General features: G+C 63.0%; 11 protein-coding genes and 1 pseudogene. All 12 read left to right on the top strand.

Annotation, left to right across the window (positions count from 1 at the left end; translation table 11 throughout):
- Window positions 1–230, top strand: a pseudogene (locus tag RKP46_RS07345) (hypothetical protein); the annotation flags it as partial.
- Window positions 231–264: 34 nt separating this feature from the next.
- Window positions 265–1506, top strand: a complete 1242-nt coding sequence (locus RKP46_RS07340; RefSeq protein ID WP_311106040.1) for a hypothetical protein — start codon at window positions 265–267, stop codon at window positions 1504–1506.
- Window positions 1507–1528: 22 nt separating this feature from the next.
- Window positions 1529–2770, top strand: a complete 1242-nt coding sequence (locus RKP46_RS07335; RefSeq protein ID WP_311106039.1) for an oligosaccharide flippase family protein — start codon at window positions 1529–1531, stop codon at window positions 2768–2770.
- Window positions 2771–2843: 73 nt separating this feature from the next.
- Entirely contained in the window at window positions 2844–4214 is a 1371-nt protein-coding gene (locus RKP46_RS07330) for an O-antigen polymerase (protein WP_311106038.1), read from the top strand.
- A gap of 100 nt (window positions 4215–4314) precedes the next feature.
- Entirely contained in the window at window positions 4315–5139 is an 825-nt protein-coding gene (locus RKP46_RS07325; RefSeq protein ID WP_311106037.1) for a glycosyltransferase, read from the top strand.
- 89 nt (window positions 5140–5228) lie between these two features.
- Window positions 5229–6362, top strand: a complete 1134-nt coding sequence (locus RKP46_RS07320; protein WP_311106036.1) for an N-acetyl sugar amidotransferase — start codon at window positions 5229–5231, stop codon at window positions 6360–6362.
- A complete protein-coding gene (hisH, locus tag RKP46_RS07315) occupies window positions 6359–6973 on the top strand; it encodes an imidazole glycerol phosphate synthase subunit HisH (protein WP_311106035.1) in 615 nt (204 codons plus the stop codon). The genes RKP46_RS07320 and hisH overlap by 4 nt, the downstream gene beginning before the upstream one ends.
- Before the next feature lie 2 nt (window positions 6974–6975).
- Window positions 6976–7740, top strand: a complete 765-nt coding sequence (locus RKP46_RS07310) for an AglZ/HisF2 family acetamidino modification protein (RefSeq protein ID WP_311106041.1) — start codon at window positions 6976–6978, stop codon at window positions 7738–7740.
- 53 nt (window positions 7741–7793) lie between these two features.
- The gene (locus RKP46_RS07305) at window positions 7794–9953 is read left to right on the top strand and encodes a bi-domain-containing oxidoreductase (RefSeq protein ID WP_311106034.1); all 2160 of its coding nucleotides are present in this window, start codon (window positions 7794–7796) and stop codon (window positions 9951–9953) included.
- Complete coding sequence (locus RKP46_RS07300; protein ID WP_311106033.1) at window positions 9947–11830, top strand: heparinase II/III-family protein; 1884 nt, start codon at window positions 9947–9949, stop codon at window positions 11828–11830. The genes RKP46_RS07305 and RKP46_RS07300 overlap by 7 nt, the downstream gene beginning before the upstream one ends.
- Before the next feature lie 5 nt (window positions 11831–11835).
- On the top strand, window positions 11836–13086 hold the full coding sequence (locus RKP46_RS07295) for a glycosyltransferase family 4 protein (protein WP_311106032.1): 1251 nt from the start codon (window positions 11836–11838) through the stop codon (window positions 13084–13086).
- Window positions 13067–13675, top strand: a complete 609-nt coding sequence (locus RKP46_RS07290) for a sugar transferase (RefSeq protein WP_311106031.1) — start codon at window positions 13067–13069, stop codon at window positions 13673–13675. Before RKP46_RS07295 ends, RKP46_RS07290 begins: the two co-directional genes overlap by 20 nt.

Below are 13675 nucleotides of genomic sequence, written 5' to 3'. Positions count from 1 at the left end.
AGATCAATCGCCCGTTTCTGGAGCACAGCGAGGTCAACGACCACGACTGGCTCGAACTGAGCTGGACCTTGCGCTACGAACATCCCGAGATTTTCCGCGACGTTCTGCTCATCCTGCGCGCGCGCAGCAAGGTGGAGGCGCTGCGCCAGGGGAACGACGAAGGTGTTGCCCGCAGTGGCGGCGACCGACCCGCTTCGGCCGCCGAGGCGGAGGACGAGTCGGCGCTCTGAGGCCAAGGTCGGCGAGATCGGGAGATTGTTCGGGATGTCAGAGAGCCAGGCGGAGGAAGACCGCCGCGTCGCCATTTTTGACGATCGGCCGTTTTTCGAACGGGCGCTGGTTTACGGTTGTCACCACGGGATCATCGACGCCGAACGCCTGCAGCATATCCGCCACGACGCGCCGAAGGGGATGGTGCAGATCGCCGAGTATTTCGGGACGCAGTATCTGCGCGCCAACATCGAGGAAGCGCGCTTGCGGATGGTCAATCTGGTCAGCCTGTATCTCGAAGATTGCAGCGGCGGCGACCTGGCACGCGCCGCACGTTTGCTGCGCGACAACACTTTCCTGTCGCACTCGCGCGGCGGCTCCGAAATGCTCAAGCGGCTCTGGGCGCTACCCGAGGACAGCTCACATGGCCTGCTGAATCGGCAATCGCAGAAGGATTTTCTCGCCGTCTGGTCGCTGCGCACGCTGGCTGCGTATCGCCAGGTCCTCGCCGAGCGGCAGACGTACCAATCGACGATTTCGGCCGCCCTCTGGTTCGCCGAACAGCTTGGTGTCAGGCCGTCCGAGCTGTCCACGATTGCTGCCGAATCGGTCATCCGCAGCGCGTTGCTCGTGCGCCTTTCCGGCAGCAAGCTGAAGACGATGCCCAGCCTTGGCGAATTCGCCAGCGCGCTCGAAGATTTGCGCAGGAAAGGCCGACCGCTCAGACGGAAGAGCGCGGTCGACGATCTCTGGCCGGATCTGCCGCAGTCGTGTCGCGAGCCGGCCGAGCGTGAGTGGCGCAGGTTTCTGGAGGAGGACCTGCCGCGCATCATCGACGCGTCGCTGCCCCTGGGCAAACTCGTCCAGGACCTCGAACCGCTGTACTTCCTGCGCGACTTTGACGCCGCCGAGTCCGAGCAGTTGATCGTTGCGGCCTCGCGCGAGTGGCAAAGGTTGACCGCCGGCAAGACCGACGACAGTTCGCTGCTCACTGTCTTCGTCTGTCTCGCCGCAGGGATGCCCGGCAAACCCGCCTTGGCTCGCAGCGAGGCGCGCAAGCTGCTGCACCAGGCGCGCCGCGACGGGCTGCAGCGCGAGCCGGTGCTCGCCTTCATCCGTTCGTTCGCGCCCGACCCAATGCAGGACGATCTCGCCGCGCTGTGGATCGATTTCTTCCCGGAAGCGGTGAGCTATCTGCTCGATGCCTCCGATGACACGCTGAGTGGCGCACTCGAGTTTCTCGCCGAGAACTGCGTCGTGCACCCGGATCGACGGGCAGCGTCGGCACGCAAGTGAACTACGGCAAGGGCGGCGGCTGATGCACAACCGGGCGGTCAATCTCGTCTCGCTGACCAGCATCCAGGTCTGCAATGCTTTGCTGCCGCTGTTGATTTTCCCCTTCGTCCTGGCTGTCGTCGGGCAGCAACGCTACTCGCAGCTGGTGCTCGCCGAGGCGCTGGCCATCGCGCTGCTGACCGTCGTTCTGTACAGCTTCGAGGTGGACGGCGTGGCGCAGGTCGTGGGCCTCGACGCGCATCGAGATCACGCCGAAATCTCGCGCGTATTCAGCACGATCGCCTACCTGCGCCTGGCGCTCTTTGGCGCCGCAGGTGTGCTGCTTACCGCTGGTGTCGTGCTCTTCGACATCCAACTGGCGGTGCTCCTTGCCTGTTGGCTACTCGTTCCCCTGAGTTACGCGCTGCAGCCGGGCTGGCTTTACCAGGGGCTGGAACGGAATGCGCCGATCGCCGTGTGCACCGCAACCAGTCGAGTCGCCGCCGTCGGACTGGTTTTTGCACTGGTGCACGGCGAGGCTGACTACCTGCTCGTTCCGCTTCTTGTCGGCGGCGCCTATGTCGCCGGTTCGCTTGCTGCCATGTACCATGCGCGCTCCTCGCTGGGCGTGCGCTTCGTCGCCGTGCCATACGCTGAGCTGCGCGCCGCGCTGTGCTCGGGCAAGGAAATCTTCCTCGGCAACTTTGGCGTGCTGCTCTATCGCGACATGAATGTCGTCGTGCTCGGAGTACTCGGCACTTCGGCGGCGGGCGTCGCCGGCTATTCGCTCGCCGAGAAGATCGCGAAAAGTATCCAGGCGGCAATGCGCCCGCTGAACCAGCTCTTTTTTCCCCGCGCCTTGCACCTGGCCAGGTCGGCGAGCAAGCCCAGTCCGACCGTGTTGCGCCAGTTGCTCCGCCTGACCTGGCCGCAACTCGGTGCGCTCGCCGCTTTTCTGGTGACGGGCTTTGCCGCCTATGGCGTCTTCGGCGACGAACTGCCGTGGCTCAAGCGAATTCAGGATGTGCAGCATGTCGTCGTGCTCGTCGGACTGATGTCGCTGGCGAGTTTCTTCGGAATCTCCAACTTCATGTTCGGCGTTGCCGGTTTGAACGCCATGCAGCAGCGCAGCTACCTCTTTCGGGCGATTCTCGCCACCGCAGCGTGCAGCCTGGCCGCGTGCTTCACACTCGCTTGGCTGCACGGCGAGATCGGCGCCGCGGTCAGTTTCGTCCTCGCCGAGGTTTGCCTGTTTGGCTTGATCGTGCGCAAGTACCTCCAATGATTCGTTCGCGCCGTCCGCCTGGCTTGCTGCCCGCCGATCCATCGCTGTTTCCGGCCGTGCGCGAGTAGCTACCGTGGAAATTCTCGACAAGCTGCTCGCCATCGTGCTTTCGCTGGCCATTCTCGGCCAGGCGATCGTCATTCGTCGTCTGGTCGGAACATGGTTGGTTCCGGCCTGCATCTTCTCGCTCTTCTGGTTCGCCTACACCTTCGTCCCGCTTGTTGCACTCTTCTTCGTGCCCATCGAGCCGTTGGCGATCGCCTACATCCTGCTCGCCTGCACGCTCTTTTCGCTCACTGCGCTCGGCCCCGACTGGCAGGCGGCGATGCGTGTGCGACAGAACGCCGGCAGCAGATTCCGCTACGACACGCCTTTTTTGCGCCACGTCTTCCATGCAACGACCGCTCTTATTCTGCTCTGTCAGTTGGCTGACCTGCTGATCCAGGGGTTCTCGCCAGTGGACGTCGTGCTCAATCCGTTGGGGACTGCGGCCGAATACACCGCGCGCCGCTACGCGGAAGACCTGGAAAAGAACATCTTTGCGCAACTCGGATTGCTTTTCGCCTATCCCGCGGCGACCATTGGCGGCCTGCTTTACGGCGCACGCGCTCAGGGCGACACCGGCTATCGGACTCTCCTGCTCGCCGTACTCCCCTCGTTGGCGATGATGCTGATTCAGGGCGCCAAGGGCACCGTTTTTTTGGCGGTCTTTATGATCTGGGGCGGCGTTCTCCTCACCCGGATCGAGCGCGGCGAGTTCACGCTGGTTGACCAAGGCGGGGTAAAGCGTCTCCTGTTCTACTGCCTGCTGGCGTTTCCATTTCTGCTTCTTTCCTTTCTCTCACGCATGCTCAACAGCATGGACGGCGGAGCAGAGGTTGTGCAGCAATTGGTCAGATACTTTGCTTCCTACACGTCCGCTCATCTCTACGCCTTTTCGGATTGGTTCTCATACTGGACGCTGGGCAGTAGCGTGATGGAATATGTGCTTGAGGAGGATGCTTACGGATTTTATACGTTTACTGCGCTGTTCAAGCTGCTCGGCAGCAGCAAGACCGTACCCATGGGTAGCTATGACGAATACTTTGTCTATGCGGAATTGTTGCAGACCAACATCTATACTGTTTTTCGCGGTCTCGTCCAGGATTTCAGTGTTGGTGGTGCGCTCTGTTTCGTGACGGTCAGTGGATTTCTCCTCCACTGGTCGTACTGGCGCTTGCTCGTCGGTAGAAGCCCGTTTTTTTCGGCCGCCATTTTCGTGTTCTCGATCGCTTACTTCTATACCTCATTCTTCATCAGCTTGCTGATCTGGAACAATGTCTATGCCGGTTTCCTGCTGCTTGCGTTCTTCCTGCGCCTGAATGACGAATCCTGTCGGCGCTGCGCACTTGCCGACAGCCCGGCGCCGGGAGCGGCACCACCAGCAGTTTGCAGTAAGCCCTAGCCTTGGCATATAATTCGCGACCCCCTGCGCGTCGGCGCGAGCGAAGCCGGCGCGCGTCTGCTGCTGGCGAGTAGCCGAGGCAGCTCTTCCAGGAATCCCGGTGAAAATAGCTTACGTCTGTACCAACTTCAACAATACGCATTACTCGCGCGAGGCGGCACGCAGCTTGCTGCGTAACGCCGGTCACTCGTACGCGATAGTCATCGTGGACAACGCTTCGGCAGCCGCATCGGTTGCCCAACTGCAAGCCTTGGCGGCTGAGTTTCCAGACGTTCATCTTATTCTGAATCAGGAAAATGTCGGCTATTTTCGCGGGCTCAATCTGGGAATCGGACACATACGCCGCAGCCATCCGGATATCGAATGGCTGGTCGTTGGCAACAATGATCTCGAGTTTCCGGCCGATTTCTCTGATCGGCTGGAAAGTAACCGCGAGCGTTGGCGAAACTTCCCGGTGATCTGTCCCGATATCGTGACGCCGGCGGGTGAGCACCAGAACCCGCATGTCATCAGCGGAATCAGCCCACTCCGTGAAACGTTTTACAGCTTGTATTACTCGAACTATTTTCTCGGGCGGCTGATCCATCGGCTGGCGATGCGCTTCAGGTCCTTGTCGGACCGCTCCGACGAGAGCCAGTGGGAGATTCCCCGGCCGATTTATCAGGGGCACGGTTCATGCTATCTGCTCGGCCCGGCCTTCTTCTCACTGTTCGAAGAACTTTGGGCGCCGACGCTACTGATGGGCGAAGAGTTCTTTCTGAGCAAGCAGCTTGGCGATGCGGGCCATCAGGCATTCTACGATCCGGCGATCAGGGTGATCCACCATTGGCACGGTGCCCTGAACGATTTGCCCAACAAGCGGCGCTGGGCATTGGCCAGGGATGCGCACCGCGAGTATAGAAAATACGTGAAGATTTTCGGTTAGCCAGCGACTCGCGACAACCGGGCATTGCAAGGCAACCCGGTTGATTGTTGTGCCGGGCGAGGGCGGGGATTTTGAGTGGAGTGGGAATCATGCGGCAGTATCAGGTGTGCAGCAATTGTGTAATGGACACGAGCGATTCGAAAATCGTCTTCGACGAATCGGGTGTCTGCGACCACTGCATCGGCTTCACGCGCGACGTCTTGCCGAACTGGCACCCGAACGAGCGGGGAAAAGCGCTCTTCGCGCAGCAAGCGGAGCGCATCAGGGCCGCTGGATCAGGCAAACCCTTCGACTGCATCATGGGGATGAGCGGAGGAATGGACAGCTCGTACCTCTTGCACTTGGTGGTGACCGAGTTTCGCCTTCGACCGCTGGTTTTCCATGTCGATGGGGGCTGGAACACGGACATCGCGGTGAGCAACATTCAGTCGCTGATCAAGGGATTGGGGCTTGATCTGTATACCGAGGTCATCAACTGGGAAGAGATGAAGGACTTGCAACTGGCCTTCTTCAAGGCCGGTGTCCCGCACCTGGACATACCTCAGGATCACGCCTTCGTCGCCACCCTGTACCATTTTGCCAACCAGCACGGAATCAAGTACATCCTGAACGGCGGGAACTTCGCCACCGAGTGCGTGCGCAATCCGCTCGAATGGCTGTATTACGGAACCGATATGGCGCAGATTCGCGACATCCATGGCCGCTTCGGGAGTCGCGCACTGAAGACCTATCCGTTCAGCAGCATCCTGTTCCACAAGTTCTATCTGCGCTATCTGAAAGGCGTACAGGTGGTCAAGCCACTGAACTACCTGCCCTATACGAAAGCGCTGGCCGCCGACGTGTTGGCGCAAGCCTACGGCTGGCGGCCTTATCCACAAAAGCATTTCGAGTCGCGTTTTACCCGCTTCTACGAGGGTTACTGGCTACCGACGCGTTTCGGTTACGACACGCGGCGCGTGCAGTATTCCAGCCTGATTCTCACTGGCCAGATGACGCGCGGCGAGGCGCTCGAGAAACTCGCGCAGCCGGCCTACGACCCGGCAACGATCGACGAGGATTTCGAATACATCGCCAGCAAGCTGGGTATCAGCGCGGCGGAACTGCGCCAGTACCATACGATGCCACTCAAGACGTATCGCGACTACGCCAACCAGGAGTGGCTTTTCGATCTGGGGGCAAAGACCCTGCGCCTGCTCGGCATCGAGAGGGCGATCAAGCGATGATCGCGATCATCAACTATGGCTCGGGAAACATCGCGGCGATTGCCAACATCTACAAGCAGCTCAGGATTCCCTGCCTGATCTGCGACCAGGCGAGCGACTTGGCCCAGGCTGAACGCTACATCCTGCCCGGCGTCGGCGCCTTCGACGCGACGATGCAGCATCTTGCGTCGTCCGGCATGCTGGACGTCTTGGTCGAAGAGGTGGTCGGTCACGGCAAGAAGGTGCTGGGGATCTGCGTCGGCATGCAGATCCTGGCCGAGTCGAGCGAGGAAGGCAGCTTGCCGGGCCTGGGGTGGATCGCCGGGCGAGTGAAGAAGATCGACGCCAGTCGCCTGGTTGCCGGCCCGCGATTGCCGCATATGGGCTGGAACTCGATCCGGCTGCAGGTCGACAGCCCGCTCTTTCGCGGAATCGACGTCGAGCGCGGCTTCTATTTCTTGCACAGCTATTACTTTGCTGCCAGTGAGCCGGCCAGCGTGCTGGCGACGGTCCGCTACGGCGACGAGCTTCCCTGTGCCGTCGGGCGAGGCAATGTCTATGGCCTCCAGTTCCACCCGGAGAAGAGCCATTCGAACGGAATGGCCATCTTCCGGAACTTCGCAGAGATATGAACATGCTTCGTTCGCGCATCGTTCCCTGTCTCCTCCTGCATGACGGAGGCTTGGTGAAGACCAAAGGCTTCAAGGAGGGAAAGTACGTCGGCGACCCCTTGAACGCGGTCAAGATCTTCAACGAAAAGGAGGTCGACGAACTGATTCTGCTTGACATCGACGCCACCAGCGAGCAGCGCCAGCCGGACTTTGCCCGCCTGAAGACGATTGCCGTCGAGTCCAGGATGCCTCTCTGCTATGGCGGAGGAATCACCAGTGCGGCACAGGCGGTCGAGGTGATCTCGCTCGGCTTCGAGAAAGTGTCGATCAGCGCGGCGGCGTTGGCGCGCCCGGCGCTGATCGGCGAGATGGCCAGCGCGATTGGTTCGCAAAGCGTCGTCGTCACGCTGGACGTCAGGCGCAATGCACTGTTCCCGGGCTACTCCGTGTTTACCCACAACGGCCGCAAGAAGCAGAAGACCGACCTCATCGCGTTTTGCCGGCAGGCAGTCGATCTCGGTGCGGGTGAGATCGTGCTCAATTCGATCGACCGCGACGGCGCGATGAACGGCTACGACCTTGATCTGGCGCGCCAGGTGCGCGCTGCCGTGAGCTGCCCGGTTTCCTTTGCCGGCGGTGCCGGCAGCCTCGATCACATGCAGGCGTTGATCGATGCGGTAGGCGTGGTCGGTGCCGTCGCCGGCAGCCTGTTCGTCTTTCAGGGGCCGTATCGGGCGGTCCTGATCAATTATGACCGCCCGCCTGGCGTGCGCCCTGCCGGCGTCTGAGTGCTCGCGTGCGTCGCGCTGCGGTAGTGATCTAGAGAAACAATGAGGCCGACTTGAAACAGATTCTGCAGAACATGGGCAATGGTGAAACATTGCTGATCGAAGCGCCGGCACCCCAGGTACAGCCCGGCAGCCTGCTCATCCGCACGACGTACAGCCTGATTTCGGCGGGGACCGAGCGCATGCTGGTCGACTTCGGGCGCGCCTCGATGCTCGACAAGGCGCGTCAGCAGCCCGAGAAGGTCAAGATGGTGCTCGACAAGATTCGCAGCGAAGGACTGTTGACGACCATCGATGCGGTGCGCAGCAAGCTCGATCAGCCGCTGCCGCTCGGCTACTGCAATGCTGGCATCGTTCTTGCGATTGGCGATGGCGTCGACGGTTTCTCGCTGGGCGACCGCGTCGTGTCGAATGGTCCGCATGCCGACATCGTGCGCGTGCCGAAGAACCTGTGCGCGCGAATTCCGGACACGGTCGACAGCGCCGACGCTGCGTTCACGGTTCTCGCTGCGATCGGCTTGCAGGGAATCCGTTTGGTTCAGCCGACGCTGGGCGAATACATCGTCGTCACCGGCCTCGGACTGATCGGCCTGTTGACGACACAGTTGTTGCGGGCGCAGGGCTGTCATGTTCTGGGGATCGATTTCGACGAGTCGAAGCTGGCGCTGGCCCGCCAGTTTGGCGCCGTCACCTGCAATCCGGCGGCGGGGGCCGATGTCCTGGCGGTGGGGATGGCGTTTTCCGGCGGGCGGGGAGTTGACGCGGTGATCGTCACTGCCTCGACCTCGTCCAGCGAGCCGATCAGCCAGGCGGCGCGCATGTGCCGCAAGCGCGGGCGCATCGTTCTCGTCGGTGTGACCGGTCTCGAGTTGAAGCGCAGCGAATTCTACGAGAAGGAGTTGAGCTTTCAGGTCTCGTGCTCCTACGGTCCCGGACGCTATGATCCGGCGTACGAGCAGCAGGGGCGCGACTACCCGGCGGCCTTCGTGCGATGGACCGAGCAGCGCAACTTCGAGGCGATTCTGTCGCTGATGGCCGAGCAGCGCTTGTCGGTCGGCCCGCTGATTTCGCGCCGTTTTGCCTTCGATCAGGCGCTGGCCGCGTACGACGCGCTGCTCAAGGACAAGTCGGCGCTGGGCATCGTCCTCGAGTATCCACCGGCGCAACTCGACCAGGCGCTGAGCACACGCGTCAGCCTGGACGGCAAGGCGCCCGCCGCCTGCGCGCCGGGCGAGCCGTCGCTGGGCGTGATCGGCGCTGGCAATTACGCTTCGCGCATGCTCATCCCGGCGTTTGGCAAGGCCGGCGCGCAGTTGACGACGATCCTCACGAGCGGCGGTGTGAGCGGGGTGCACCACGGCCGCAAGGCCGGTTTCAAGCAGGCAACGACCGATGAAGCCGACATTCTTGCCGACGACCGGATCAACACCGTGATCGTCGCAACCCGGCACGACACGCATGCGGGTTTCGTCGTCCGGGCGCTGGATGCGGGCAAGCACGTTTTCGTCGAGAAGCCGATGGCCTTGAACCTCGACGAGTTGACCGCGATTCAGGCGGCCTACGAGGGACAACTTGCGCTCGGCCGGGCACCGGCCGTGATGGTTGGCTTCAACCGGCGCTTTGCTCCGCTCGTACAACGCCTGCAGCAGTTGCTGAAAGGACTGGTCGGCCCGAAGTCGCTGGTCTACACGGTCAATGCAGGCGCCATTCCGGCTGAGCACTGGACGCAGGATCGCAGCGTCGGCGGCGGTCGCATCCTGGGTGAGGCTTGCCATTTCATCGACTTGGCTCGTTTTCTGATCGGCGCGCCAGTCGCTGACTGGTCGGTAGCGACGCTCGGTGCGCGCAGCGGTCGCGCGGCAGCCAAGGACAGCGCGACGATCACGCTCGATTTCGCCGACGGCTCGCTGGCGACCGTCCACTATCTGGCGACCGGCGGGAAGGTCTTCCCGAAGGAGCGCCTCGAAGTCTTCGCCGGCGATGCCGTGCTCCAATTGAACAACTTCCTGCGCCTCGACGGTTACGGCTGGCCGGGCTTTCGCAACGAGCGTCTGTGGAAGCAGGACAAGGGGCAGGATGCCTGCGCCAAGGCCTTCATCGACGCGATTCGCAGCGGCAGCGGGGCACCGATCGCTTTCGCCGAGTTGCTGGAAGTCTCGCGCCTGTCGATCGAGATCGCCGAGCGCCAGAATGGCGGGGCGATCGGGTGCTGAGACGCGCCAGCACACTGCTGCGTACACTGCCACGCCTGGGCGTTGGCAATGCGGCGCGGGTCGTCGCCTATCGGCTTCTCTGCCGCAGTGGCGTCTATCGTCGACTGCTGCCTGCCGGTCTGTCCTACGCGGGACCTTTTTTCGATTTCCCCGGACGGCCGCCGACTTCCCCCGAGTTGCCGGAAGGAGAACGGCAGGCGCTGATGCAGCGTGCCGAGCGCGTCCTCGCCGGCTGGCTGCCTTTCTTCTCTGCGGGCGAACGGGCGACCGGCTTTCCTCCCGACTGGCTGTGCAACGCCGACAACGGAATTCGCCTCGCGCAGCCCGCGCACTGGACGGCGCTCGACGAGTTCGCGCTTGCCGCGGGCGACATCAAGTACCTGTGGGAGCCGTCTCGTTTTGATGGCCTCCTCTGGCTGGCGCAGGCGTGGGTTCTCGGCGGCGAAACTCGTTTCGCCGAGGGAATCGAGCGTTGGCTGAGCAGTTGGGTGGCAGCGAACCCGTTCAACCTCGGAGTGAATTGGAAGTGCGGTCAGGAGACCGGCATTCGCCTGATGCACGTGCTGCTCGTTGCCGAGTGGCTGGCGCGCCACGCCGGAGCCCGCGCGCTGCCGCCACTGCAGCGTTTCGTCGCCGAACACTGCCGGCGCATTCGGCCAACCCTTCTCTATGCCGTCGCCCAGGACAACAATCATGCGACTTCGGAGGCTGCGGCGCTCTACATGGGTGGCCTCTGGCTGGGCAGCCAGCCTTCGCTACCCACGCGACTGGCCGATGCGGCGCGCGCCTGGCAGCGTTGCGGGCGCCAGGTACTGGAGGAACGTCTGGCCAAGCTGGTCATGTCGGACGGTAGTTTTGCGCAGCATTCGGTGACCTACCACAGGCTGTTGCTCGATACGCTGACGCTTGCCGAGAACTGGCGTCGCCACTTCGACGATCAGCCGTTCAGCGCTTCCTGGTACGAGCGTGCCAGCCTCGCTCTCGCCTGGCTGAGCGCCTTTACCGACCCGCTTTCGGGCGACGCGCCTAACCTTGGCGCGAACGATGGGGCTCGGCTGCTGCCGCTGGGCCTCACCCCCTATCGTGATTTTCGGCCCAGCCTCGCCTGGGCGGCGAACGTCCTGGCTGGCGCCACGCCGCCGTCTGGCGAGTCGGCGACGCTCTCCGCCTGGTTTGCCAACATGCCTGCGCCACCCGCCGGCCATCTGCTGACAGCGCGTCGGCTGTTTCCGTCTGGCGGCTACGTGCGTCTTGGGCAAGCACGGCGCTGGGCGCTGCTGCGTCTGCCCAGGTATCGCTTTCGCCCCTCGCATGCCGACGGCCTGCATCTGGACGTCTGGGCGGACGGCCTCAACCTCGTGCGCGACGGTGGCACTTTCAGCTATCGGCCGGCGACGCCGGAAGCCGCGGCGTATTTTCCAGGAACGGTCGCGCACAGCACGGTAGAGTTTGACCAACGTGATCAGATGCCGCGTATCGGCCGTTTCCTTTTCGGCGAGTGGCTGGAGCTGGGCGCCTTCGCTTACGACGAAGCGCGGCCCGACCAGGTCGCCGCCGAATACGTCGACGGCTGCGGCGCGCGACATCGGCGAACCGTTCGCTGGCAACCCGACCGTATCGAGGTCGACGACGAGATTTCCGGTTTCGCCCGCAGCGCCTGCCTGCGCTGGCGTCTGGCACCCGCCGACTGGCAGGATATCCCGGGCGGCGTCAACTCGGCGCTCGCTCGCCTGACCGTGACGGCCGATGTTCCGCTCGATCTGCGGCAGGTGAATGGCGCTGAATCAAGGTGCTATGGCGAGCAGTCGGCGCTGCCGGTGATCGAGGTGAGGACGCAACGGGCGACCGTGCTCAGGACGACCATCGAGTTTCACTGACCGACATGCGAGTTCTCTACTATCACCAGCATTTCACCACGCCGGAGGGCGCCTCGGGCACCCGTTCCTACGAGAATGCCTGCCGGCTGATCGCGGCCGGCCATCAGGTGACGATGGTCTGCGGCTCCTACGCTGGCGGGCGGACCGGCCTGCACGGCGCCTTCGTCAAGGGCCGCCGCGAGGGCATCGTCGCCGGCATCCGGGTGATCGAGTTCGAGCTGCCGTACTCCAACGCCGATGGCTTCGTGAAACGCACACTGACCTTTCTGCGCTTTGCCTGGCGCAGCGTTCTGGTTGCCCTGCTCGAACGCCACGACGTGCTGTTTGCCACGTCGACGCCGCTCACTGCCGGAATTCCCGGTATCGTCGCGCGCTGGCTGAAAGGGCAGCGTTTCGTCTTCGAAGTGCGCGACCTGTGGCCTGAACTGCCGCGCGAAATGGGGGTCATCCGCAATCCGCTCGTTCTGCGCGCGATGGACTGGCTGGAGTGGTCGTGCTACCACTCGGCGCAGGCGTGTATCGGCCTGTCGCCGGGCATCGTGCGCGGCATCCGGCGTCGTGGCATAGCGCCCGAACGCGTGCATCTGGTGCCGAACGGCTGCGATCTGGCGCTCTTCTCGGGCGAAGAGCAGGCTCTCGAACTGCCCGCCGAAGTCGGCCGGGCGCTTCCGCCGGATGCGCTGATCGCCGCCTTCACCGGCTCGCACGGAATTGCCAACGGCCTCGACGCAGTGCTCGACGCCGCCGCCGAACTGAAGCGACGCGGACGGCGCGACGTGACCCTGCTCTTCGTTGGAGATGGCAAGCTGAAGCCGGCGCTGCTCGCGCGTGCACAGCGCGAGGGGCTCGACAACTGCGTCTTTCTCCCGCCGCTGCCGAAGAAGCAGTTGGCCGCCCTCATGCATGCGCGCATCGATGTCGGCCTGATGATTCTCGACAACGTTGAAGCCTTCTACTACGGGACGTCGCCAAACAAGTTCTTCGACTATCTGGCGGCGGGCAAGCCGGTGCTGACCAACTATCCGGGCTGGGTAGCCGATCTGATCAATGAGAGCGCTTGTGGTGTGGCGGTTCCTCCCGAAGACCCGGCGGCCTTTGCCGACGCCTTGTGCCAGCTCGCCGAGCAGCGCGCGACGCTGCCGGCGCTGGGACGAGCGGCGCGCAGCCTGGCCGAGCGGCGTTTCGACCGGCGCCAACTGGCGGAAGACTGGCTGCGTGTCATCGAAGGTGTCCATCGTGGGCAAGCGGCTGTTTGATTTTCTCGTCGCGCTCTTTGCACTGGTCGCGCTGGCGCCGGTTTTTGTCGTTCTTTGTATCCTCGTTCGTGCTCGCCTTGGCAGCCCCGTTCTTTTCAGCCAGTTGCGGCCCGGGCTGCATGGGCAGCCGTTCAACATGATAAAATTCCGTAGTATGCTTGTGGCCGTTGGGACTGACGGCGAGCCTCTGCCGGACGCCGCGCGGCTGACGCGCTTTGGCCGCTGGTTACGGGCAAGCAGCCTTGACGAACTACCCGAGCTTTGGAACGTATTGTGCGGCGAGATGAGCCTCGTCGGGCCGCGTCCGCTCCTTATGGAGTACCTTCCACTGTACACCCCCGAACAGCTTCGCCGTCACGCCGTACGCCCGGGGATTACCGGCTGGGCCCAGGTCAACGGTCGCAACGCGCTGACCTGGGAGGAGAAATTCGCTCTCGACGTGTGGTATGTGGACAACCGGTCGCTCGCGCTCGACCTGAAGATTCTCTGCTTGACGGTCAGGAAAGTCGTTCTGCGCGACGGCATCAGTGCTGCCGGTGAAGCGACGATGCCACGTTTCTCGGGCTCGGCGGTCAGGGAACGCGAATGA

The organism is Accumulibacter sp. (assembly GCF_031732815.1).
Lineage (GTDB): Bacteria > Pseudomonadota > Gammaproteobacteria > Burkholderiales > Rhodocyclaceae > Accumulibacter.
The sequence above is the reverse complement of the archived record's forward strand: the minus strand, read 5'-3'. Positions and strand labels throughout refer to the sequence as shown.